The sequence below is a fragment of the Streptomyces sp. NBC_01410 genome (genome assembly GCF_045040195.1).
Lineage (GTDB): Bacteria > Actinomycetota > Actinomycetes > Streptomycetales > Streptomycetaceae > Streptomyces.
The window spans coordinates 7719834-7738812 of sequence record NZ_CP109530.1; the positions used below are offsets into that span (position 1 = coordinate 7719834).

Genomic DNA, 18979 nt, shown 5'->3' on the forward strand with positions numbered 1-18979 from the left:
GGGCGCTTAGTTCACTACGTGATTTAAGAAGTGAACTAAGGGGCTGTCAAGGTCTTGGTATGGACCACTACTCCCGAAGGCGGCAGATGGAGCGCGCTTGCAAGTAATGCCGTCTGCAATTATTGTCGACGCTCGTAAGGTGCAGGTGCAATCGTCCTGGAAGGTTCTCCCCATGCCACTCGCGCTCCTCGCCCTCGCCATCGGGGCGTTCGGCATCGGCACCACAGAGTTCGTGATCATGGGGTTGCTGCCCGAGGTCGCCGCGGACTTCGGTGTGTCGATCCCGACGGCCGGATTCCTGGTCACCGGCTACGCCCTGGGCGTGGTGCTCGGCGCCCCGCTGATGACCGTCCTCGGCACGAAGGTGTCCCGCAAGCGGATGCTGATGCTGCTGATGGGCCTGTTCATCGCAGGAAACGTCCTGTCCGCCGTCGCGCCCGTCTTCGGCGTGATGCTGGCCGGACGAGTGGTCGCCTCCCTCGCCCACGGCGCCTTCTTCGGCATCGGCTCGGTCGTCGCCGCCGGTCTCGTAGCCCCGCAGAAGAAGGCCGGCGCGATCGCCATGATGTTCACCGGCCTGACCGTCGCCAATGTCGTCGGTGTCCCGCTCGGCACATACGTCGGCCAGAGCGCGGGCTGGCGTGTCACCTTCTTTATCGTCGCCGCACTCGGCGTGCTCGGACTCCTCGGCGTCGCGAAGCTCGTGCCCGAGCAGCCCAGGCCCGAGGGAGTGAGGCTGCGCGACGAACTGGCCGCGTTCCGCAACGTCCAGGTGCTCCTTGCCATGGCGATGACGGTCCTCGGCTTCGGCGGGGTCTTCGCCGCGATCACCTACATCACGCCGATGATGACCGAAGTCGCGGGCTTCGCCGACTCGTCCGTCACCTGGCTGCTGGTCCTGTTCGGCCTCGGCATGGTCGGCGGGAACCTGATCGGCGGGAGGTTCGCGGACCGCGCACTGATGCCGCTGCTGTACGTCTCGCTGGGCGCCCTCTCCCTCGTACTGGCGCTGTTCACTCTCACCGCCCACAACACGGTGACGGCGGCGATCACCATCGTCCTGATCGGCGCGCTGGGCTTCGCGACCGTACCGCCGCTCCAGAAGCGGGTCCTCGACCAGGCCGCGGATGCGCCCACGTTGGCCTCGGCCGTCAACATCGGCGCGTTCAACCTGGGCAACGCGCTCGCGGCCTGGCTCGGCGGCATGGTCATCGCCGCGGGCTTCGGCTACACGGCACCCAACTGGGTCGGCGCGGTCCTCGCCGCCTCCGCGCTCGCCCTGGCCGTCCTGTCCCGGCTGCTCGAACGCCGCTCGGCCACCACCCACAGCCGGGTCGTTGCCGGCGTCACCTCAGAGGCGGCCGCTGTCCCGGCGGCCCGTCACTGAGCCGCCGCAACCGGCAGCCGCATTCGTGTCAGCGCGATGGAGCGTCGGTACTCACGGGGGCGTAGGGAGCCTTGGACTCGGTCGCCGGCAGCGGCAGAGCGGACACGGCCCGCTTGGCGTAGCCGGACCAGATGATCGCGGGGGCACCATTGCCGATGTTCTTGAGGGTGACCTGTTTCTGGGTGGTGGCGTCCTCGCCGAAGAGGCCGACCACGGTGACGAGCTCGTCGGTGGAGCCGATGAACCACTCGGCCTTCCTGTCGTCGGTGCGGCCCTGGGTCGTGGTCATCGTCCCCTCGCGGTCGTCCGCGTACCGGAGATCGTCAGACTCACCCGGGCTCAGGTCGCCGCGGAGATACGAGGTGACCGTGTCCGCCGTCCGGGGATCGATCGCCTGGCCGCCGATCGCCCCTCGCAGACTCGTCTGTTCGCCGTCCCGCTCCGCGGACTTCACGATCGAGGGGGTGACCTTCCGGCCGTCGTGGCGGAAGGAGGAGTAGACACCTGCCAGTTCCAGCGGGCTGGCTCCCATCAGGCCGAGCGTTGTCGCCTGGGACGAGGCGAAGTCACGCGTTTCCACGGCCATTCCCAGAGCGGTGGCGGTCTTCCTGATGTGTTCGGTGCCGGACACATCGTCGGCGTCGGTCTTCGCCTCCATGGATGCCGCCATGGCGATCGGCTCGAAAGTGGGCCCTGCCTGGTAGTCGGCGCGCGTGGCATTGCTGACGTAGTGGCGGGTGGAGTCGCGGCCGCCGTAAAGGGCCACGATGCTGCCGGACTCCGGGTCCACCGAGACCGCCCCCGCCTGACGGTTGGCGTCCGCGACCGCATTGTCCGCCGCCGCTTCCACCCCGCCGCCGAGGCCCGTGGTGACGGCCTGCTCCAGGGAGCGCTGTTTGGCCGGGTCGATGTTGAGGGTGATGCGCCAGCCGCCGCCCGCGAGTTCCTGCTCGCTCACGCCCGAGGCCATCAGCTCACGCCGTGCGGCGTCCACGAGGTAGCCGGTCTGGCCCGAGAGACCCGAAGCCTGCTGGGGAGCCACCGGCACGGGGAACTTCATCTGCTGCCGCTTCCCCTTGTCCAGCCAGCCCTGCTCCACCATGTTGTCGAGTACGTAGTTCCAGCGCTGTGTGACCAGTTGCTTGCCCTCGGGGCTGGCGATGGCCCAGTCGTACTGGCTGGGAGCCTGCAGCAACGCCGCGAGATAGGCGCCCTGTTCGACGCTCAGGTTCTGGACCTCTGTGCGGTAGTACATGCGGGACGCGGCCTGGACGCCGTAGGCGAGCCTGCCGTAGTAACTGCTGTTCAGATACCCCGCGAGGATGTCGTCCTTGGAGTTCTGCTGGTCGACCTTGAGGGAGATGACCAGCTCCTTGACCTTGCGGGTGACCGTCTGTTCCTGGCTGAGGTAGTAGTTCTTGACGTACTGCTGGGTGATGGTCGACCCACCCTGTTTGCCCTTGCCCGTCACGGTGCTCAGAATGCCGCGGGCGGTTCCGGACAGGGACACGCCGGAGTCGCTGTAGAAGTCCTTGTTCTCCGCCGCGACGAACGCGCGCTGCACATCCTCGGGCACCTTGCTGAGCGGAACGGTCTCGCGGTTGATCTCGCCCGTGCGGGCGAGGCGGGTGCCGTCGCTGAAGAGATAGACGTTGCTCTGGGCCTGGGCCAGTTTATTGGCCTGGGGGATGTCGATGGCGACGTAGAGAACGGTGAAGCCGCCGATCAGCAGGGCGACCAGGGAGATGACGAAGGCGAGTGCCTTGCGCCAGGTGATCAACCGCCGGATCCCGGTCCTCCGGTCGGCACTCTTCCCCCTGCGCCTGCCGGAGTTGCGCGGTCGACGCCGCCGGAACCGGCCCTCGCGCTGCGGACCTCTGGTCTCTTCGGGAGCACCGGCCTCGTCGGTCTCGCCGCTGATGCCGCTCGGCGCCAGCCAACTCACCTTCTGGTCCGGACTCCACCTGGTACGCATGGCGCCATCCTCGGCGCCGAAGATCTTCGTCAACCCAAAGCGGGACGTCGGCTGTGCCTCGGAGGTGTATCAGTCGTGTATCGGCCCGGACTGCGGGAGTTGGAGCGTCGCACGCGCGCCGCCGCCGGGGGCGTTGGTGAACTCCAGCTTCGCGCCGATGACATCCGCCTGTCCGAGGGCGATGGTCAGCCCCAGACCGGTACCGGTACCGCGCTCGCGGGCCCCCGTGCGGAACCGCTGCGGTCCGTCCTCGAGCAAGGAGTCCGGGTATCCGTCACCGTGATCGCGTACCGTCACGGTCCTGCCGTCAGCCGCCACGGTGACGGTGACCGGCGCGCGGCCGTGCCGGTGGGCGTTGACGATCAGGTTGGTCACAATGCGTTCCAGGCGCCGGGGATCCGTCCACACCGTCGCCTCGCTCGCTCCGTCCTCGACGACGAGGCGTACGGACAGGCCGGTACGCATGGTGATGTCCTCGACCAGGAAGCCGAGGGGGCAGGGCGAGAGGTCGGCCTGTTCCCCGCCGGCGTCCAGCCGGGAGATCTCCAGCAGGTCCTCGACGAGCGCGGCCAGGACGCGCACCCGGTCACGGACGTATCCGGCCGCCTCTCCGTCCGGGAGCAGCTCGGCGGAGGTGACCAGGCCCATGAGCGGAGTGCGCAGTTCATGCGCCACGTCGGCGGTGAAGCGCTGTTCGCTGCGCAGCCGTTGCTGCAGGGCCGCGGCCATGGTGTCGACGGCGGTGGAGATCTCGGCGATCTCGTCGCGCGGCCTGGGCCCGGCCTCGATACGGGCGTCGAGGTCACCCTCGGCGATACGCCGCGCAGTGCCCGCGGCGCTGCGCAGCCGGCGGCTCATCCGGCCGGCGCTGAGCACTCCGAGCGGCAGCACGACCGCCGTGGTGAGCACTCCGGCCCAGGCGATGCTCGTGTCGAGAGCGCTGATGTCACCCAGGGCGGTGGTCATGTCGACGCGTACGGACAGCACTTGCTCACCCGCGGGGCGGGCCGCCCACATCGCGGGGCCGGTCGGTCCGGCGTCGTACTCCGTGCCCTGGCGGCCCTTGGCGGCCAGGCTTCGCAGCCCGGCGGGCAGACCGGGCGCGTTGAGGACGGCGCCGGTGCCCTGGACGGTACCGCTCCGGGTGTAGGCGGCGGCGGCCCGGTCGAGGGTGGTCCGGGCGGCCTCGCGGGCCTGGTTCAACTCCCGGTCGCGCGAGGCCTGGTGGACGATCACGCCGACGGCTGCAGCGACGGCGCAGATGGCCGCGGCGACGAGGGCGGCGATGCGCCATCTCAGTGGCATGGTCAGCGCCGCAGCTTGTAGCCGAAACCGCGGACCGTTTCGATCCGTTCGGCGCCGATCTTCGCCCGCAGCCGCTGCACATGCAGATCGACAACGCGCGTGTCGCCGTGCCAGGCGTGGTCCCACACACGGCTGAGCAGGGTCCGGCGCTCCAGCACGACACCGGGCGACGCGGCGAATTCGAGCAGCATCCGCAGTTCGGTGGGCGTGAGAGCGAGCGGCTGTCCCGCGCGGTGCACTTCCATGCCCCGGGTGTCGATGGTCAGATCCCCGAAGGTCAGCGTGGTCGTGTCGCCTGCACCGGGCCCGGCACCGGCGCCGCTCGCGCCCGCGCGGGAGTGGGCGGGGGTGAAGGACGCGCGGCGCAGCAGCGAGCGGATACGCGCGACGAGTACGGCGCTCTCGACGGGCTTGACGACATAGTCGTCCGCACCCGCCTCAAGGCCGGACACCACGTCGAGAGCGTCGCCGCGCGCGGACATCATGAGGATGGGGGCCAGGCTCAGTTCGCGGATCCGGCGGCACAGTCCGATGCCGTCCAGTTCGGGCAGCATGACGTCGAGCAGCAGCAGGTCGGGGCGTCGCTCGCGGAACATCTCGAGACCGGACATGCCGTCGGCCGCGGTGGAGACGGTGAAGCCGTAGCGTTCGAGGAGCATGCGGACGGTGTTGCGGATGACCTCGTCGTCCTCGACGAGCAGCAGATGTGCCTCGGTGGCACTGGCGGGCGTGGCGGGGGGACTGGCCATCACTCTGTCCTGGTCGGGGCCGGCGTCGGGACCGGGGCCGGTTCGGTCGGCGGTGGGATCGGTGCGGCGCTCTTCCGGTCCGAGTCGCCCGTCTGGTCCTGCGGGGCGGCTGCCGAGAGGACATTGCCGTCCCACCGGTAGCGGGTGGTGAAGCGGCCGTCGTTCCCGGTCGAGACGAGTACGAGATCGTGGCCGAAGGTCTCACCGGTGAGTCCGAGGGGACCCCAGCTGATCAGCACGGGCCGTACCGCGGTACCGAAGGCCCGGTAGACCTGGACCAGCGTCAGCCCGGCCGCGGGCGCGTCGAGCCCCACGACGAGTTCGTCCTGACCGTCGCCCGTGAGGTCCCGGTAGACGGGTTTGCGCAGACCGCACTCCGTACCGGGACAGGCCTGCAGCTCGTCCCGTACGAGCTTGGCCACATTGGGGTCCTTCTCCAGCAGTTCTTTGACCGGGATCCGCTTCAGCCCGGCCGCGGGCACCTCGACGTCCTCGATGCTCAGGTACCGGCGGTCGGGACCGGTGGGCTCGCTGGTGGGCGTGACCGGAGGGGAGTACTGCGGCCACAGCGGCGAGGCACTGGTCGGCGGTGACAGCGGCGGCGCGACGCCCCCGTCCCGCGCGCCCGTCTCCGCGGCACAGCCGGCGAGGCCCACGGCGGCCACGGATGCGGCGACGGCGGCCGCGCGGAGCCGTCCGCGGTCGTGGGGGCCGGTGCGGGGGGTGTGGGGCATAGGCGTATCAGCGTACCGGCGGGGCCGGGAGGGGGCGGACGGGGGTCCCGCCAGTCCGCGCCCGCGAAGAAGTCATGGTCCCGGCCGCCCGATGACTGTCCGGCCCGGCGATGCCCTCAGGCGCAGCGGTAGGTGAAATGCGTCGCGGCGGTGTCCCCGGTGGGCGAGACGATCCGCAGGACCGCGGCCGCCTGGTACTCGCCCTTCCCCTGGAAGGTCCACAGCAGATGCAGACGCGCCTGCTTCTGGCCACGTGTCAGCTTCTCCCGGAGCACGCCCGAGGTGGTGCCGTCACTGCGTTCCCAGCGGTACCTCACGGTGCCGGGCCGTCCGTTGGTCGACAGGACGCCCACGATGTCGGCCGTGCTGTCGCAGCCGAGAGCCTGTGCCGTGGTCTGGACCGTCACGCTCTTCACGGCCAGGGCGGGCCCGTAGCGCTGCCAGGCCAGAAAGGCCAGTACGGCCAGCAGCACCGTGCCCGCCAGGGCGTAGCGGCGCAGTCCTGAACGGCGGCGCCCGGGGGGCTGCGCCGGGCCGGCGGGTTGTCCGGCCAGTGTGCCGTGCCAGATCTCGGCGGTGGTGTTGCCGCCGCCATTGCGGTGGAGCACCGCGGCGGTGACTCCCGGGCCGAAGCGGAGGACCTCGCCCTCGACCCGGTCGGGGGCCACGCTCGCCGGAGGCTCGTCCTGGATGAGAGTGGTTGTGTCGGGCCCGTCCTGGACCGTGGTTGTTGAGTCGGGCTCGTCCTGGACCGTGGTGGCTGTGTCGGGCGCGGGCTGGACCAGGGTGGCCGTGTCGGACGCGGGCTGCGTCTCGGGCCGTTCGAACCAGTGGCTGCCCAGCGCGGTCGCGCTGTACCCGTCGCTCTCGGAGGCCTCGACGGCCTTGTCCACTTCCGGTACCTGGTCGTGCGGGCCGTAGGGGACGCGAGGATCGTTCATGAGATTATGCACCGCCGGATCCAGATCTGCTGCGAAGAACTGCCGTTCGCGGCAGCCGGGTTCGTCGTCGCCCGCACACCCCAGTAGCAGCCCTGCCCCTGGAAGGTGTGGTCAAGAGCGATCGTGTACTGCGTCGCTCCGCTCCGCACGAAGGTCTGCGAGCCGTCCGGCGTGCCCAGGTCGCCACTCACGTCGCTGGTGAACCACGAGATAACGACGGTCACCGGGCCGGTCCCGTCCGTGGTGACGTCGATCGAGGCGGTGCCACTCGTGGAACCAACCTGCCGCAGGCTCGTGACCGACACCGACTTCACGGCCACGGGCGGCGTGCTGGGAGTGGACGGGCTGGGCTCCGTGGTCGGAGCGGAGACCGACGGTGACGGCGCGGTGGTGGGAGGCGATGACACCACGGGTGACGGCGTCGTGGGCGTCGTACTCGCACTGGCGGAAGGCGAGTCGGAGGCCGAGGCGCCGGCACTCGCGGACGGGCTCGGGGAGGCGGAAGGCCAGACGGGCGGAGCGCCGCTCGCGCCCGGCCGCGCGCTCGTGGTGGCGACGGCCTCGGCGGTCGTCCGCGTGGGGCCGTCCCCGCCCGCACGAGCTGCGACGGCGACCGCGATGGCCAGCAGCACGGCCGCGGCACCGGTCAGCACTCCCCGCAGGCTGGGCTTGAAGATGCGGCGCCAGCCGCTGGACACAGCGGTTGTGGCGAACGCGGTGGTTCCCGCCGCCTGGCCCGCGGCGGACGGGAAGAGCAGCGGCAGTAGTGCGGCGAGAGCGGCGAGCTTGCGCTGGCCCTTCTCCTCCCAGTCCGGTCCGTACGCCGCGCCGGCGATCTCTTCCAGCTCGGTGACGAACGCCTCCGCGTTCTCGGGCCGCTTCCGGGGCTCCTTCGCCATCCCGCGCCGGATGAGCGGGCGTACCGGCTCCGGCGCGTCCTCGTCGGGAACCGGCGCGTCGATGTGCTGCAGCGCGAGCTCGGCGAAGTTCTCGCCCGTGAACGGCTTGCGGCCGGTCAGGCACTCGTAGAAGGTCGCGGTCGCCGCATAGACGTCGGCCGCCGGGGAGGCGGGCTCCCCGTTCCACTGCTCCGGCGCCATGTACGCGGGAGTGCCCGCGACACCCGGCGTGCTGCCGCGCCCCGCGGCGATGCCGAAGTCGACCAGCTTGGACGAGCCGTCGGCCGCGACCAGGACGTTCTCAGGCTTGTAGTCGCGGTGCACGACACCCGCCCGGTGCGCGGCCGCCAGGCCCAGCAGCGATCCCTTCAGGACCACCAGCGCCGCCTCGGGACCGGTGGCTCCTTCCCGCTGGAGCAGTGCGCGCAGGGCGATGCCGTCGACCAGTTCCATCACGATGGCGGCGCCCTGCGGAGCCTCGACGTACTCGTACAGCCCCACGACGTACGGCGAATCGAGACCGCCGAGCAGACGTGCCTCCGCCCGGAAGCCCTGTACGAAGGCCGCATCGGTACGCAGCCGCTCGCTCAGGTATTTGACGGCCACCGGCACGCCGGTGGCGTCATGGACAGCCAGGACGACGCGCCCGCTGCCGCCGGAGCCCAGTTCCCGGGTCTCGGTGTACCCGGGGACCGACCATGCGTTCATTGCCTTCCCCCTATGTGCCGCGGTCGCTCATGCGCGGCCGCCGCACGATAGCTCACCCGCTCTCCCCATGGCAGACACAATTTCGTCACGAGCGGTTCCCGGGGGCGCGGCGGGCCGCCCACGGCGTCGACCACTCGGCGCGTCCCGGGTACGGCCGCGCGACCGCCTGAGTGTTTGACCGACGACTTCCCGGCAACCCGCCCTGCACGAGTAGACCCAAGGCGAACCGGGAAGGCAGCCATGTCCACAGTCCTGATCATTGTCGGTCTCGTCGCGGTTGTCGCGATCCTCGCAGCCGCTGTGTTCTACGCCGGGCGCGGCAGGGGGGTTCGAGGTCAGGGGCTCGAGCGGCGCTTCGGCCCCGAATACGATCTGGCCGTCGCCCGCCACGGCGGCGACCGCCGGGCAGCCGAACGCGAACTGAAGGAGCGCGTGGAGCGCCACCGCGGTCTGAAGCCGAAGACGCTGCCCAACGAGGCGCGTGAGCAGTACGTCGCCCAGTGGGACGCGCTCCAGAAGCACTTCGTCGACTCCCCGGGACGGTCTGCCGCAGAGGCGGACCAGTTGCTGGCCCGGCTCGCCGCCGACCGCGGCTACCCGGAAGCCACACGGTACGAGGAGCAGCTGTCCGCGCTGTCCGTACACCACGGAGAACAGGTCGACGGCTACCGCCGGGTGCACGGCGCGGCGAACGGACAGGCGAGTACGGAGGAACTGCGCGAGGCCATGGTCGCCGCGCGAGCGCTCTTCGACGTCCTGCTGGCCGCCCGTCCCGAGGACACCCGGAAGCACCACGCGGGCCCGGACAGGCACACCCGGCGTGGACCCCGACACCTGCTCCATCCGAAGGGAAGCGGCGCCTGATGACGTACGAAACCGAGCGCACTGAGTCCGAGTCGCCCGAGCCGGTCGAGTCGCCCGCGCGGCCCGAGCTGATCCCGCAGGACGAACGCGACACACTGGCCCTGCGACTGCAGCAGTCCCTGGGCGGCTTCGTCGACGCTCCGCGACACGCAGTCGAGGAGGCGGCCGCCGTGTTCGAAGAGGCCGCCGACGGCATCGCGGCCGCCCTCACCGAACGGCGCCACTCCCTTCGAGCCAACTGGCTCGCCGAGAAAGAGGGCCGCACGGTGGAGGCGGACACCGAGCAGCTGCGTGCCGCCCTGCAGGCCTACCGCGATGTGACGGAACGGCTGTTGCACATCTGAACGCCCCCGGAGCCAGGGCTCAGTCCGGGGACTTCGGCGAGGCTTGCTGGACCCCCTCCAACGACCACGGCGCGGACCCGGCGGCGGCGGGCTTGGGACGCTCGCCGCCGCCTTCTCCGCCGTCGGCCCGCCACCGGCCCTCGCGATGCCATGCCCGTTCATCGGCTCACGTCAGCCTGTCGCAGCTCGGCCAGCAATTCGCCCTGACCGACGATGAGTTCGGTGAGGATACGGCGGGCCGCGCGGAGCAGCTCGGCGACATCGCCACCGGCCAGGGCGTAACTGACGTTGGAGCCGTCGCGGATGGACACGACAATGCCGGAACGGCGCAGCACCGCGAGCTGCTGGGACAGGTTCGACGGCTCGATCTCGATCTCGGCAAGCAGGTCTCGCACGGGCACAGGGCCGTTCTGCAGCAACTCCAGCACGCGAATACGGACTGGGTGTCCGAGCATGCGGAAGAACTCCGCCTTGGCCTGGTACAGCGGTACCTGCATGTGAACGCTCCTGCTGTGTTCGACGGCCTGCCGTGTGCTGAGGCCTCCGCTGCTGCCGCCGCGAGGCGATGCAGTGCAGGGTCCGATCCTCCCGCCTCCTGGTGCCGCACTCCCAGGGGGTTCAACGCATCGGGATGTGGCTACTTGAAGAAATCTTCAAGTCATGGGCAGGCGAAGGCGGGGAGATCGAAGGTGCCTAGATCTCGAGCTCTGCCTCGATGCGCTTGAGCCGGTGACGGGCCATGGCCAGGTTCGACTTGGCCTTGTCGAGCACGAGGTAGAGGAAGAGACCGTTCCCGGAACGACCCTTGAGCAGGCGGATGAGGTGGTACTGGTCGCCCAGGGTGATCAGTACGTCCTCGATCTCGTCCTTGAGGCCGAGTTGTTCCATGGTGCGCGTCTTCGCCCGGATCACATCGGTGTTGCCGGCCGCCGCGACGGCCAGATCGAGGTCCTTCCCACCCCCGAGAGTACCCAGCGCCATCCCGCTGGTGTAATCCACGAGGGCGACTCCGAGACTGCCCTCGATCGATGTCATGGCTTCCTTGAGAGAGGTCTCCAAACTCACCACGTCAGCGCTCACTCCTCGTCAGACTCCGTAAGTGGACGGCAGCTCGTACCTGCGACTGCCGACGGATTGCGACGATGACGCTACTGGTCGTATGCAGGATGCCGACGGACATGCCGGAACCACGACGCAAGCGGTGATCAGCCCCTAGGATGCGCTTCCTCACCGAGTGCGCCGACGGCCGCCCAGCAATCGACTAATCGCTCTTTGGCGCCGCTTGCTGCACGACCTCGAAGGACCAGAGTGTGGAACCGGATGCCGCGGGCTTGGGTTGGTCGCCGCCCCCCTGGTGTGCTGCCTTCATGGGACCTTCCAACCAAGCCTGGAAGGACTCCTCGTCGCGCCACCGCGTGTAGACGAGGTAGTTGTCTGTCCCTTCGACCGGGCGCAGGAGTTCGAACCATTCGAAGCCGTCCGAGTTCTCGACGGCATGCGCGCGGGACGCGAACCGCTTCTCCAGGGTCTCCCGCTGCTCAGCGGGAACCGTCAGGACGTTGATTTTTACAACGCTGGGCACATGACACCTCTCAACAAACGGGCCCCTGGCCGAGGCCCTGACATCGACATCGTGCGAGCAGTAACTTACGCCCGCAGCCCAAGCGCCGTGAGTACGACTCCCTGGCACCGACGATCAGTGAGAGCAGGACTCCCGCGCCACCTTGCCGGGATTGCCGTTGGCGCTTCCCCACGCGGCCGCGTTCGCCTCGAACTTCTGCTGCAACGGACTGTCCTTGGCGACCTCCACGAGGCCGCCGCCCTGATCCGCCCACACCGGGTAGTCGGCGTGGCGGTACTCATTGGTGTACGCGGATATGACGTCCTTCAGGCCGCCCTGGTTGTTGTACATCGAGTGGCTGCCGTATCCGACGAAGATCCGCGGGTGCTCCAGGCCCTTTGCCGCGTGTCCGCGGTCGTGATTCCAGCTCTCCGCGTTGGCCCAGGCCACCACCCGATGGCCGCCGTGCGCGCTGAGCAGCAGCCGGTCGCGGGTCCAGGCGTTCCCGTTCTTCCGCCAGACCACCTCGACATGTTCGAAGTCATGCCGATGGCCCGAGGGCCGGAAGCCGCTGGTGGCCTGATAGATGGTGAACGCGACGCGGATTTCGTCGGCGTTGCACTTCTGGACCGTGTAGTACGTGGGGAACGGCGCACCGTTCGGCGCGCAATCGCCGTCGCTGTTGGGCCAGTTCTGTACGTTGCCGCCGTCCGCCGGATTGCCGTTGCCGTCGAAGGCCGACTCGGGCCAGCACGGATCGTTGCGATTGGCGCGGGCGAAATTCCACTGCGGTACGGACTTGGCGACGAAGTCATGAAGGGTGGCAGGCCCCTCGGGAAGCGGTTCGTTCGCCGAGGCTCCCGGCGTGGTCACGAGGAGCAGGCCCGCGATCAGGGACACGGCGGCGACGGAACCGGTCCGAAGGCGGCGGGGTCGGTGGGACATTCATTCTCCTCGTGCTCAGGACAGGGGAGAGACAGGGTGTTCCAGCGACGTGCCGCACCAGAGTAGGGAGGTCGAAGCGGCGGAACCAGATCGGATTTCGGAACGCCTCCTTGCCGGTTTTCGGCCTGGGCAGGGCGAGTTGGCGGTCGCGGCCCCCTCAAGCGGCCCTAAGCTGACCGGCATGCGGGAATCGCGGCCGACCTCGGCATTTCACTCGGACAACATCACCGCCTCGGCCACGGACACCCTGGTCCGGGTGCTGGACATGCAGGCGGCGAGCGCCGGCGTACGGCGGCTGCGCGACTGGGCGCAGCTCGGTGTGGGCGCGCGGCCCGGCGAGCGGGCCGTGGACATCGGCTCCGGTACCGGCGCGGTGACCCGGGTGCTGGCCGCGGCGGTGGCGCCGGACGGTGAGGCGATCGGAGTCGAGCCGAACCCCGGTCTGCGCACGGTGGCCGAGCAGCGCGCGGCCGATGCGGGCAGCCCGGCCCGATTCGTCGACGGCGACGCGCTGGCGCTGCCGATCGCCGACCTGGACGCTGATGTGGTCTGGTGCGAGCGGGTCTTCCAGCACCTTGCCGAGCCGGACAAGGCGGCCGCCGAGATCGCGCGAATCCTGCGCCCGGGCGGCAGAGTGGCGCTGCTGGACACCGACTGGGCCACCACGATCCTGCACCCCGGCGACCCGGAGGTGGTGGCGGCACTGACCGACGGTGCGCTCGCGGCCGCCGCCAACCCGTACGCCGGGCGCAAGCTGGCGGGCCAGTTGGCCGCGGTGGGACTCGAGATCGACGACCTCGGCTCGCAGGCACTCGTCCAGGACCCGCGGAAGGTCACCTGGCCGCTCGTCAAGCTGCTTGCCGAGACGGCCCTGCGGGGCGAGCTGATCACCGAGGAACAGCGCGACACGCTGTACGCCGATCTCAGCGCCGCCGCCGAACAGGGCGCTCTGCACATGTCCGTGACCATGTTCGGCGTCATCGCGCGCCGTCCGGCCTGACCTCGGCTCGTCAAGGGCCGGTGACTCCGCCTGCGCGGGGCGGCGGGAGCCGGACGTCACGTCTCACGCCGCCCCACTTACCGGGGGAGCCGGTCAGGCCTGCCGCTGGAGGAGCTCGGGGTGGTGCCGGGCGATGACCTCGGGGAAGGCGCGCAGCATGCCGCGCATGGTGTTGTTGCCGTAGCTCGACGACAGCGGGTTGGCGGGGTCGTGCACCACGCCCGCCGCCTCGCGGACGAAGCGGGTGGGGAGTGGCTGCATCGTCGCCTCGAGACGCGGGTTGAAGAAGAAGGGCGCAGAGTAGCGGTTCACACCGGAGGCCGGGCTGACGACCCGGTGCGTGGTGGCTCGCAGGTAGCCGCGGGTGGCGACCTCCAGGAGCTCGCCCAGGTTCACGACGAAGGCTCCAGGGATCACGGGAACGTCGGCGAATACGCCGTCGTTGACGGACACCTGGAGTCCGCCGTGCTCGTCCTGGAGCAGCAGGGTGAGCAGCCCGTGCAGCGGCGGAAATCCCTACTTCGTCTCCCAGTTGCTCTCCCTGTTCGGCGACACCGAGCAACTGCACGACCCGTCGGCGGTACGCCGGAAACTCACCGCAATCCCCTCCGGAGTGCGCGAGGTCCTGCGCCAGCGGTTCGCCACGCTGCCCGAAGGGGCCGAGGAGATCCTGCGGATCTGCGCCGTACTCGGCGCCACCGTCGATGTGCGGCTGCTGGAGGAGATTGCCGGACAGAGCCCAGCCACCACGGTATTCCTCGAGTCGGCCGTACACGCGTCCCTGCTGTACGAGGACGCGCACCATCCCTACCTGCTGCACTTCAGCCATGCCCTGGTGCGGGAGACCCTCTACGGCGAGCTGGGCCGGGCTCAGCGCGCGCGGCTCCATGCCCAGGTGGCTCGCATCCTGATGACCCGGGCCGCGGACCTGCCGCAGGACATCGAGCGGATCGCCCACCATGCCTGGGAAGGCGCCCGGGAATTGACCGACGACGAGGTGCTGCCCCAACTGGTGCGAGCCGCCGAAAAGGCCGAACTGCGTCTCGCCTACGAACAGGCCGAGCTGTGGCTGCGCCGCGCGACGGACCTGGTCCGGTCGCTGCCTCCGGGAGACCCCTCCGCACCCGCTCGCGAACAGCATCTGCAGACCCAGCTCGGCCAGTTGCTCGCACTGACCCGCGGATACGGGGACGCCGACGCCGAAGCCGCTCTCACCCGCAGCCGCGCGCTCAACCCCCTCACCGGCGCGGCGGACCGCCCCTCGGTGCTGTGGGCGCTGTGCACCGCTCATATGGTCTCGGGACGCTACGAAGGCTCCCTCCAGTTCTCCGACCGGTTGGGGGACCTGGCCGAGGAGACCCAGGACCCCGTGGCCTTTCTGGGCTCCCACTACGGACGGGGCATCGTCCGGCACACGCGCGGCCAACTGCCTCAGGCACTGGCCGAACTGGAGAAGGCGGTCTCGCTGGCGGACCACTTCACCGATCGCGAAGGCAGCCGGCTCGCCCGGGTCTTCCAGCACGATCCGCGGGTCTCGTGCCGTTCCTACGACGCCTTCACCCACTGGCTGATGGGTTCGGTCGAGCAGGCGACCCAGCGCCGCGCCGAACTGCTCGCCCTGACCGACCACGACAGCAGGCCATCGGACCGGGCGTTCGCGCTGTACGTGGATGCCGTGCTGGCAGCACTCGAAGGGGACGTGGCCACCGCGGAGCGTTCCAGCACACTGGGGGTGGAGGTGGCGGGCCGTTACGGGCTGCGCTATTGGCGGGCGATGCTCGAAGTCTGCCAGGGATGGTCCGCCGCGCACTCCGGCCACGAGGAGCGCGGGATCACCCAGATCCGTTCGGCGCTCACCGAACTCCGCGTCTCCCGCACCCGTATCCGGCTTCCCCTGCATCTGGGGTTCCTGGCGGAGGCTCAGCACCACGCCGGACGCAAGGACGACGCCCGGACGACACTGAGAGAGCTCCTCGCCTCGGTCGAGTGCCGCAACGAGTACGTCTACCTGCACGAGCGCTTTCCAGTCACCGCCCTCCGCCGCAAACTCCTCGGCACGGCACGAGTCTGCTCGGGCGGCGTCCGGTGATCACTGAGTTACGTCGATGTCGACCCGGCGGGATACACGGACGGCCATCTGGCCCGCCTCGGCAAGGTACGCAGGCTTGCGCCGTGCCCGGTCCGCCCGCCTCCCCACGGGCGGACTGGGCATGCGGCTACCAGCGGTGGTGCACCTGCGCCCGGATGCGCCGGTCGTACAGCTCGCTCACCGCGTTCAGCGTCTCCGGGGAGAGCGGCGGCAGCGCGGCGGCCGCGGCATTGGTACGGGCCTGGTCGGCCGAGCGCGCACCGGGGATCACGCTGGTGACTCCCGGCTGCTGGAGGATCCAGCGCACAGCGGTCTGGGCGGGAGTCGCGCCTTCGGGCGCGAGCGCGGAGAACTCCGCCGCCGCTTCGACGCCGGTCTCGTAGTCGACGCCGGAGAACGTCTCGCCCTGGTCGAACGCCTCACCGTGGCGGTTGTACATGCGGTGGTCGTCGGCCGCGAAGACCGTGTCCTTCGTATATCTGCCGGACAGCAGACCGGAGGCCAGCGGCACCCGGGCGATGATGCCCACGCCCGCCGCACGGGCGGCGGGCAGTACCTCTTCCAGGGGCTTGCGCCGGAAGGGGTTGAGGATGATCTGGACGCTTGCCGTCCCCGGCCGGGCGATGGCGGTCAGTGCCTCGGCGCAGGTTTCGACGCTGACCCCGTATGCGGCGATCCGCTTCTCGGCAATGAGTTTGTCGAGTGCGTCGAAGACCGCCTCGGATGCGTAGACCGGCGTGGGAGGACAGTGCAGTTGTACGAGGTCGAGTGTGTCCACGCCGAGATTGCTGCGCGAACGGTCCGTCCAGGCACGGAAGTTGTCCAGGACATAGTTCTCGGACACCTGGGCCGAGCGGCGGCCCATCTTCGTGGCCACGAAGAGGTTCGCGTCGGAGTGGTCCCGGAGATAGCGGCCGATGAGCTGCTCGCTGCGTCCGTCCCCGTAGACGTCGGCGGTGTCGAAGAAGGTCACGCCCGCATCGACGGCGGCGTCGAGGACCGCGAAGGCGTCCGCCTCCCGGACCTCGCCCCAGTCGGCGCCCAGCTGCCACGTACCGAGACCTACGACGGAAACGCTCTTGCCCGCCCTGCGAAGCACTCGCTGTTCCATGCCGTCATGCTACGTTCGCGCCTCGCCTTTCCCGAGCGTCTCCACGGCCGCGATCACCCGGTCCCAGAACAGTTCCGCCTCCAGTGTCACGGCGACTCGCGCATTCACAGGCCGGTCCAGGTACCGGTGCATGTCCACCACCGTCGCCCCGCGTGTGTACTGCCCGCGCAGTTCCACCGCCACGCTCGCCTCGACGCAGTGCACGATCGCGGGGTCGATGACGCGGGCCACCGCGACGGGATCGTGCAGCGGAGGGGAGTCGAAGCCCCACAGCCGCTTGTAGGTGGACGCGAAGTAGGTGATCAGCTGGGCGCAGGTACGGCCGAGTTCGGTGCCGAGTCCTTCGAGGCGAGCCAGGACATCGGGTGTGGCGAGTGCCTGGTGGGTGACATTGAGCCCGCACATGGTGACCGGTACGCCGCTGCGGAAGACGATGTCCGCGGCTTCGGGGTCGACGTGGATGTTGAACTCGGCGGCCGGGGTCCTGTTGCCGCGCCCCGTGGAGCCGCCCATGAGCACGATCTCGCGGATGTGCGCCGCGCTGTCGGGGTAGCGGGTGAGCAGCAGGGCGATATTGGTCAGCGGGGCGGTGGGGACGAGGGTGACGGGTTCGGGATGCGTGGTCAGGATCCGGTGGATGAGGTCCACCGCGTGCTCGGGGGCGACGTCCACAGTGGGTTGCCCGAACTGCGGCCCGTCCATTCCCGAGTCGCCGTGGACGTCGTCCGCCACGAGCAGCGGCTGCACCAGGGGCCGTGCGCATCCGGCCGCGATCGGTACGCCCGTGATTCCGGCGACGGTGCAGACCCGGCGGGCGTTGAGGGTGGTCTTCTCGACGGTCTGATTGCCGGCGACCGTGGTGATGGCCAGCAGGTCGATCGCGGGATCTCCCGCGGCGAGGATGATGGCGAGGGCGTCGTCGTGCCCGGGGTCGCAGTCGATGATGATCGGGACAGGCACGGTGCACGCTCCTGGTCGTTCTGGGACGGCGGCATCCTCAGTATCCGTGGTCGCGCTCAGGCACGTCCGACGCCACGGGGGCCGTTGTGTGGGATTGACGCGAACCCGTCACGTGCTGAGCCGTCCCGGCGCACCGACGCTCCCCGCAGGCGTCAACGTGCACGAAGCTGCCGATGCCCGCCCTGGCCGTGGGCTGTGGGCAGGCGGGCGGGCCGGCGCCGCTCGACAGCCTCGCCCAGGTCGCCTCCGACGTCCGCGGCGAGGTGGTGGCGGAAAGCGGCCACTACATCGCCGAGGAACAGCCGGACCGGCTTGCCGCGCTTCTGCTGGACTTCTTCGAGCGAGCCTCGGTCAGAGCCAGTTGACGGTGAGCGGGACAGTGGCGGTGGCGCCGATCGTGGCCGGTGCGGACCGGCAGGTCATCTGGCGGGCTCCCGGACGGGCGCGTTGTGCCGGGCATGGGAAAGGAAGGCGCGCGCCGCGCGGCTGAGTGGGCGGCGGGGGTGCGCGATGCCGACGGCGCGCAGCAGCGGCGGGGTGAAGGAGCGGACCTCCACGCGATGGCCGAAGGCCCGTAGCACCATGTCCCGGTACCAGATCAGCGAGCCGAGCCCGTCCGCGACACTGGTCACCCAGGCCAGCCGCTCGTCCGCTTCCACCACGGGCACGGGGCGTACTCCGATCTGTCCGAACATCGCCTCCAGCTCCGTACGCCGGCCGGTGCCGGGGGTCGGCAGCACCATCCGCAGGCCGCCCAGCATCCGGAAAGGGATCGGGTCGGGCAGTCCGGAGCCGGGCGGGGAGATCAGGACGACCTCGCGGTCCTGGAGATGGTGCGTCGACAGTTCCTTGTCGAGCGGCAGATCGACCAGGCCCAGCTCCGCCGCGCCGTCGGTCAGGGCCCGCACGAGCGCCTCACGGCTGTCGTGCGGGAGAAGGCGTACGTCGATGCCCGGGTGGCGTTCGGCGAAGGACGGCACGAGATCGGCGGCGAGATCGAGGGACAGGGTCGGCGTGGCGGCCACCGTCAGGGTGCTGCGCGAACTGCCGCCGTGCGCCGGGCGGATGTCCTCGATGGCCTCCACGGCGTCGAGGACCGTACGGGCCAGGCGTACGACGCGGGCGCCTTCCGGGGTGAGGGTCGCCCGGCGGCGCCTGCGGTCCAGGAGTTCCACGCCGAGGTCCCGTTCGAGGGACTGGATGGACCGTGAGAGTGCGGGCTGGGCGATGTAGACGGAGCACGCGGCGGCTGTTATCGAGCGGCAGTCCGCTACGGCGACGAGGTACCGCAACTGCTGGAGTGTGGGGGTCATGCGCGGACGGTAGCCGCCGGGTCCTGAGGGTGTAAGAGGCACAAGCGCGAACAACTGCCCATAACCACACCTGAGTTGAGACTTGGCCGGCAGT

Annotated in this window: 19 protein-coding genes and 1 pseudogene; 6 read left to right on the forward strand and 14 right to left on the reverse strand. The window is 69.9% G+C overall.

The window, feature by feature from the left end; all coding sequences use genetic code 11:
• The first annotated feature begins 172 nt into the window (after positions 1 to 172).
• Entirely contained in the window at positions 173 to 1387 is a 1215-nt protein-coding gene (locus tag OG741_RS35105; RefSeq protein WP_405604434.1) for an MFS transporter, read from the forward strand.
• Between the two features lie 28 nt (positions 1388 to 1415).
• On the opposite strand, the gene OG741_RS35110 is transcribed toward OG741_RS35105, so the two are convergent.
• From OG741_RS35110 to OG741_RS35135, 6 genes are all read right to left on the reverse strand, one after another.
• Positions 1416 to 3362 carry a transglycosylase domain-containing protein gene (locus tag OG741_RS35110; RefSeq protein WP_405604436.1) on the reverse strand — a complete coding sequence of 649 codons (1947 nt, stop codon included), beginning with the start codon at positions 3360 to 3362 and terminating at the stop codon, positions 1416 to 1418.
• Positions 3363 to 3431: 69 nt separating this feature from the next.
• Entirely contained in the window at positions 3432 to 4667 is a 1236-nt protein-coding gene (locus OG741_RS35115) for a sensor histidine kinase (RefSeq protein ID WP_405604438.1), read from the reverse strand.
• A gap of 2 nt (positions 4668 to 4669) precedes the next feature.
• Complete coding sequence (gene cseB, locus OG741_RS35120; protein WP_405604440.1) at positions 4670 to 5416, reverse strand: two-component system response regulator CseB; 747 nt, start codon at positions 5414 to 5416, stop codon at positions 4670 to 4672.
• Positions 5416 to 6150 carry a hypothetical protein gene (locus tag OG741_RS35125; RefSeq protein WP_405604442.1) on the reverse strand — a complete coding sequence of 245 codons (735 nt, stop codon included), beginning with the start codon at positions 6148 to 6150 and terminating at the stop codon, positions 5416 to 5418. The genes cseB and OG741_RS35125 overlap by 1 nt, the downstream gene beginning before the upstream one ends.
• Before the next feature lie 116 nt (positions 6151 to 6266).
• Positions 6267 to 7091, reverse strand: a complete 825-nt coding sequence (locus OG741_RS35130; RefSeq protein ID WP_405604444.1) for a hypothetical protein — start codon at positions 7089 to 7091, stop codon at positions 6267 to 6269.
• Complete coding sequence (locus tag OG741_RS35135; protein WP_405604446.1) at positions 7088 to 8698, reverse strand: serine/threonine-protein kinase; 1611 nt, start codon at positions 8696 to 8698, stop codon at positions 7088 to 7090. The genes OG741_RS35130 and OG741_RS35135 overlap by 4 nt, the downstream gene beginning before the upstream one ends.
• 240 nt (positions 8699 to 8938) lie before the next feature.
• Here OG741_RS35135 and OG741_RS35140 point away from each other — a divergent pair, with 240 nt between their 5' ends.
• Together OG741_RS35140 and OG741_RS35145 are read left to right on the forward strand one after the other, a co-directional pair.
• Positions 8939 to 9562 (forward strand): hypothetical protein, encoded by a 624-nt coding sequence (locus OG741_RS35140; RefSeq protein ID WP_405604448.1) that lies wholly within the window; start codon positions 8939 to 8941, stop codon positions 9560 to 9562.
• On the forward strand, positions 9562 to 9906 hold the full coding sequence (locus OG741_RS35145) for a hypothetical protein (RefSeq protein WP_405604449.1): 345 nt from the start codon (positions 9562 to 9564) through the stop codon (positions 9904 to 9906). Before OG741_RS35140 ends, OG741_RS35145 begins: the two co-directional genes overlap by 1 nt.
• A gap of 158 nt (positions 9907 to 10064) precedes the next feature.
• On the opposite strand, the gene OG741_RS35150 is transcribed toward OG741_RS35145, so the two are convergent.
• From OG741_RS35150 to OG741_RS35165, 4 genes are all read right to left on the reverse strand, one after another.
• The gene (locus OG741_RS35150; RefSeq protein WP_405604451.1) at positions 10065 to 10403 is read right to left on the reverse strand and encodes an ArsR/SmtB family transcription factor; all 339 of its coding nucleotides are present in this window, start codon (positions 10401 to 10403) and stop codon (positions 10065 to 10067) included.
• A gap of 196 nt (positions 10404 to 10599) precedes the next feature.
• Positions 10600 to 10941 carry a hypothetical protein gene (locus OG741_RS35155; protein WP_405604453.1) on the reverse strand — a complete coding sequence of 114 codons (342 nt, stop codon included), beginning with the start codon at positions 10939 to 10941 and terminating at the stop codon, positions 10600 to 10602.
• Positions 10942 to 11167: 226 nt separating this feature from the next.
• A complete protein-coding gene (locus tag OG741_RS35160; protein ID WP_405604455.1) occupies positions 11168 to 11488 on the reverse strand; it encodes an antibiotic biosynthesis monooxygenase family protein in 321 nt (106 codons plus the stop codon).
• Between the two features lie 114 nt (positions 11489 to 11602).
• Positions 11603 to 12412 (reverse strand): NPP1 family protein, encoded by an 810-nt coding sequence (locus OG741_RS35165; RefSeq protein WP_405604457.1) that lies wholly within the window; start codon positions 12410 to 12412, stop codon positions 11603 to 11605.
• 181 nt (positions 12413 to 12593) lie between these two features.
• Here OG741_RS35165 and OG741_RS35170 point away from each other — a divergent pair, with 181 nt between their 5' ends.
• Entirely contained in the window at positions 12594 to 13412 is an 819-nt protein-coding gene (locus tag OG741_RS35170; protein WP_405604459.1) for a methyltransferase domain-containing protein, read from the forward strand.
• 93 nt (positions 13413 to 13505) lie between these two features.
• Here OG741_RS35170 and OG741_RS35175 read toward each other — a convergent pair.
• A pseudogene (locus OG741_RS35175) lies at positions 13506 to 13913 on the reverse strand (2OG-Fe(II) oxygenase family protein); the annotation flags it as partial.
• On the opposite strand from OG741_RS35175, the gene OG741_RS35180 reads away from it, so the two are divergent.
• On the forward strand, positions 13900 to 15501 hold the full coding sequence (locus tag OG741_RS35180; protein WP_405604461.1) for a hypothetical protein: 1602 nt from the start codon (positions 13900 to 13902) through the stop codon (positions 15499 to 15501). The pseudogene OG741_RS35175 and the gene OG741_RS35180 overlap by 14 nt on opposite strands.
• 127 nt (positions 15502 to 15628) lie before the next feature.
• On the opposite strand, the gene OG741_RS35185 is transcribed toward OG741_RS35180, so the two are convergent.
• A complete protein-coding gene (locus tag OG741_RS35185; protein WP_405604462.1) occupies positions 15629 to 16612 on the reverse strand; it encodes an aldo/keto reductase in 984 nt (327 codons plus the stop codon).
• Positions 16613 to 16621: 9 nt separating this feature from the next.
• On the reverse strand, positions 16622 to 17572 hold the full coding sequence (locus OG741_RS35190) for a nucleoside hydrolase (protein WP_405604464.1): 951 nt from the start codon (positions 17570 to 17572) through the stop codon (positions 16622 to 16624).
• 173 nt (positions 17573 to 17745) lie between these two features.
• Here OG741_RS35190 and OG741_RS35195 point away from each other — a divergent pair, with 173 nt between their 5' ends.
• A complete protein-coding gene (locus tag OG741_RS35195) occupies positions 17746 to 17937 on the forward strand; it encodes an alpha/beta fold hydrolase (protein WP_405604466.1) in 192 nt (63 codons plus the stop codon).
• 54 nt (positions 17938 to 17991) lie between these two features.
• Here OG741_RS35195 and OG741_RS35200 read toward each other — a convergent pair whose 3' ends face one another.
• Positions 17992 to 18885: a LysR family transcriptional regulator gene (locus tag OG741_RS35200; protein WP_405604468.1), complete on the reverse strand. Its 894-nt coding sequence runs from the start codon at positions 18883 to 18885 to the stop codon at positions 17992 to 17994.
• Between the last annotated feature and the right edge of the window lie 94 nt (positions 18886 to 18979).

Excerpts from the sequence above, each read along its gene's own strand:
- OG741_RS35105 (WP_405604434.1), top strand. The coding sequence starts at position 173 with ATGCCACTCGCGCTCCTCGCCCTCGCCATCGGGGCGTTCGGCATCGGC.
- OG741_RS35110 (WP_405604436.1), bottom strand. The coding sequence starts at position 3,362 with ATGCGTACCAGGTGGAGTCCGGACCAGAAGGTGAGTTGGCTGGCGCCG.
- OG741_RS35115 (WP_405604438.1), bottom strand. The coding sequence starts at position 4,667 with ATGCCACTGAGATGGCGCATCGCCGCCCTCGTCGCCGCGGCCATCTGC.
- cseB (WP_405604440.1), bottom strand. The coding sequence starts at position 5,416 with ATGGCCAGTCCCCCCGCCACGCCCGCCAGTGCCACCGAGGCACATCTG.
- OG741_RS35125 (WP_405604442.1), bottom strand. The coding sequence starts at position 6,150 with ATGCCCCACACCCCCCGCACCGGCCCCCACGACCGCGGACGGCTCCGC.
- OG741_RS35130 (WP_405604444.1), bottom strand. The coding sequence starts at position 7,091 with ATGAACGATCCTCGCGTCCCCTACGGCCCGCACGACCAGGTACCGGAA.
- OG741_RS35135 (WP_405604446.1), bottom strand. The coding sequence starts at position 8,698 with ATGAACGCATGGTCGGTCCCCGGGTACACCGAGACCCGGGAACTGGGC.
- OG741_RS35140 (WP_405604448.1), top strand. The coding sequence starts at position 8,939 with ATGTCCACAGTCCTGATCATTGTCGGTCTCGTCGCGGTTGTCGCGATC.
- OG741_RS35145 (WP_405604449.1), top strand. The coding sequence starts at position 9,562 with ATGACGTACGAAACCGAGCGCACTGAGTCCGAGTCGCCCGAGCCGGTC.
- OG741_RS35150 (WP_405604451.1), bottom strand. The coding sequence starts at position 10,403 with ATGCAGGTACCGCTGTACCAGGCCAAGGCGGAGTTCTTCCGCATGCTC.
- OG741_RS35155 (WP_405604453.1), bottom strand. The coding sequence starts at position 10,941 with ATGACATCGATCGAGGGCAGTCTCGGAGTCGCCCTCGTGGATTACACC.
- OG741_RS35165 (WP_405604457.1), bottom strand. The coding sequence starts at position 12,412 with ATGTCCCACCGACCCCGCCGCCTTCGGACCGGTTCCGTCGCCGCCGTG.
- OG741_RS35170 (WP_405604459.1), top strand. The coding sequence starts at position 12,594 with ATGCGGGAATCGCGGCCGACCTCGGCATTTCACTCGGACAACATCACC.
- OG741_RS35185 (WP_405604462.1), bottom strand. The coding sequence starts at position 16,612 with ATGGAACAGCGAGTGCTTCGCAGGGCGGGCAAGAGCGTTTCCGTCGTA.
- OG741_RS35195 (WP_405604466.1), top strand. The coding sequence starts at position 17,746 with ATGCCCGCCCTGGCCGTGGGCTGTGGGCAGGCGGGCGGGCCGGCGCCG.
- OG741_RS35200 (WP_405604468.1), bottom strand. The coding sequence starts at position 18,885 with ATGACCCCCACACTCCAGCAGTTGCGGTACCTCGTCGCCGTAGCGGAC.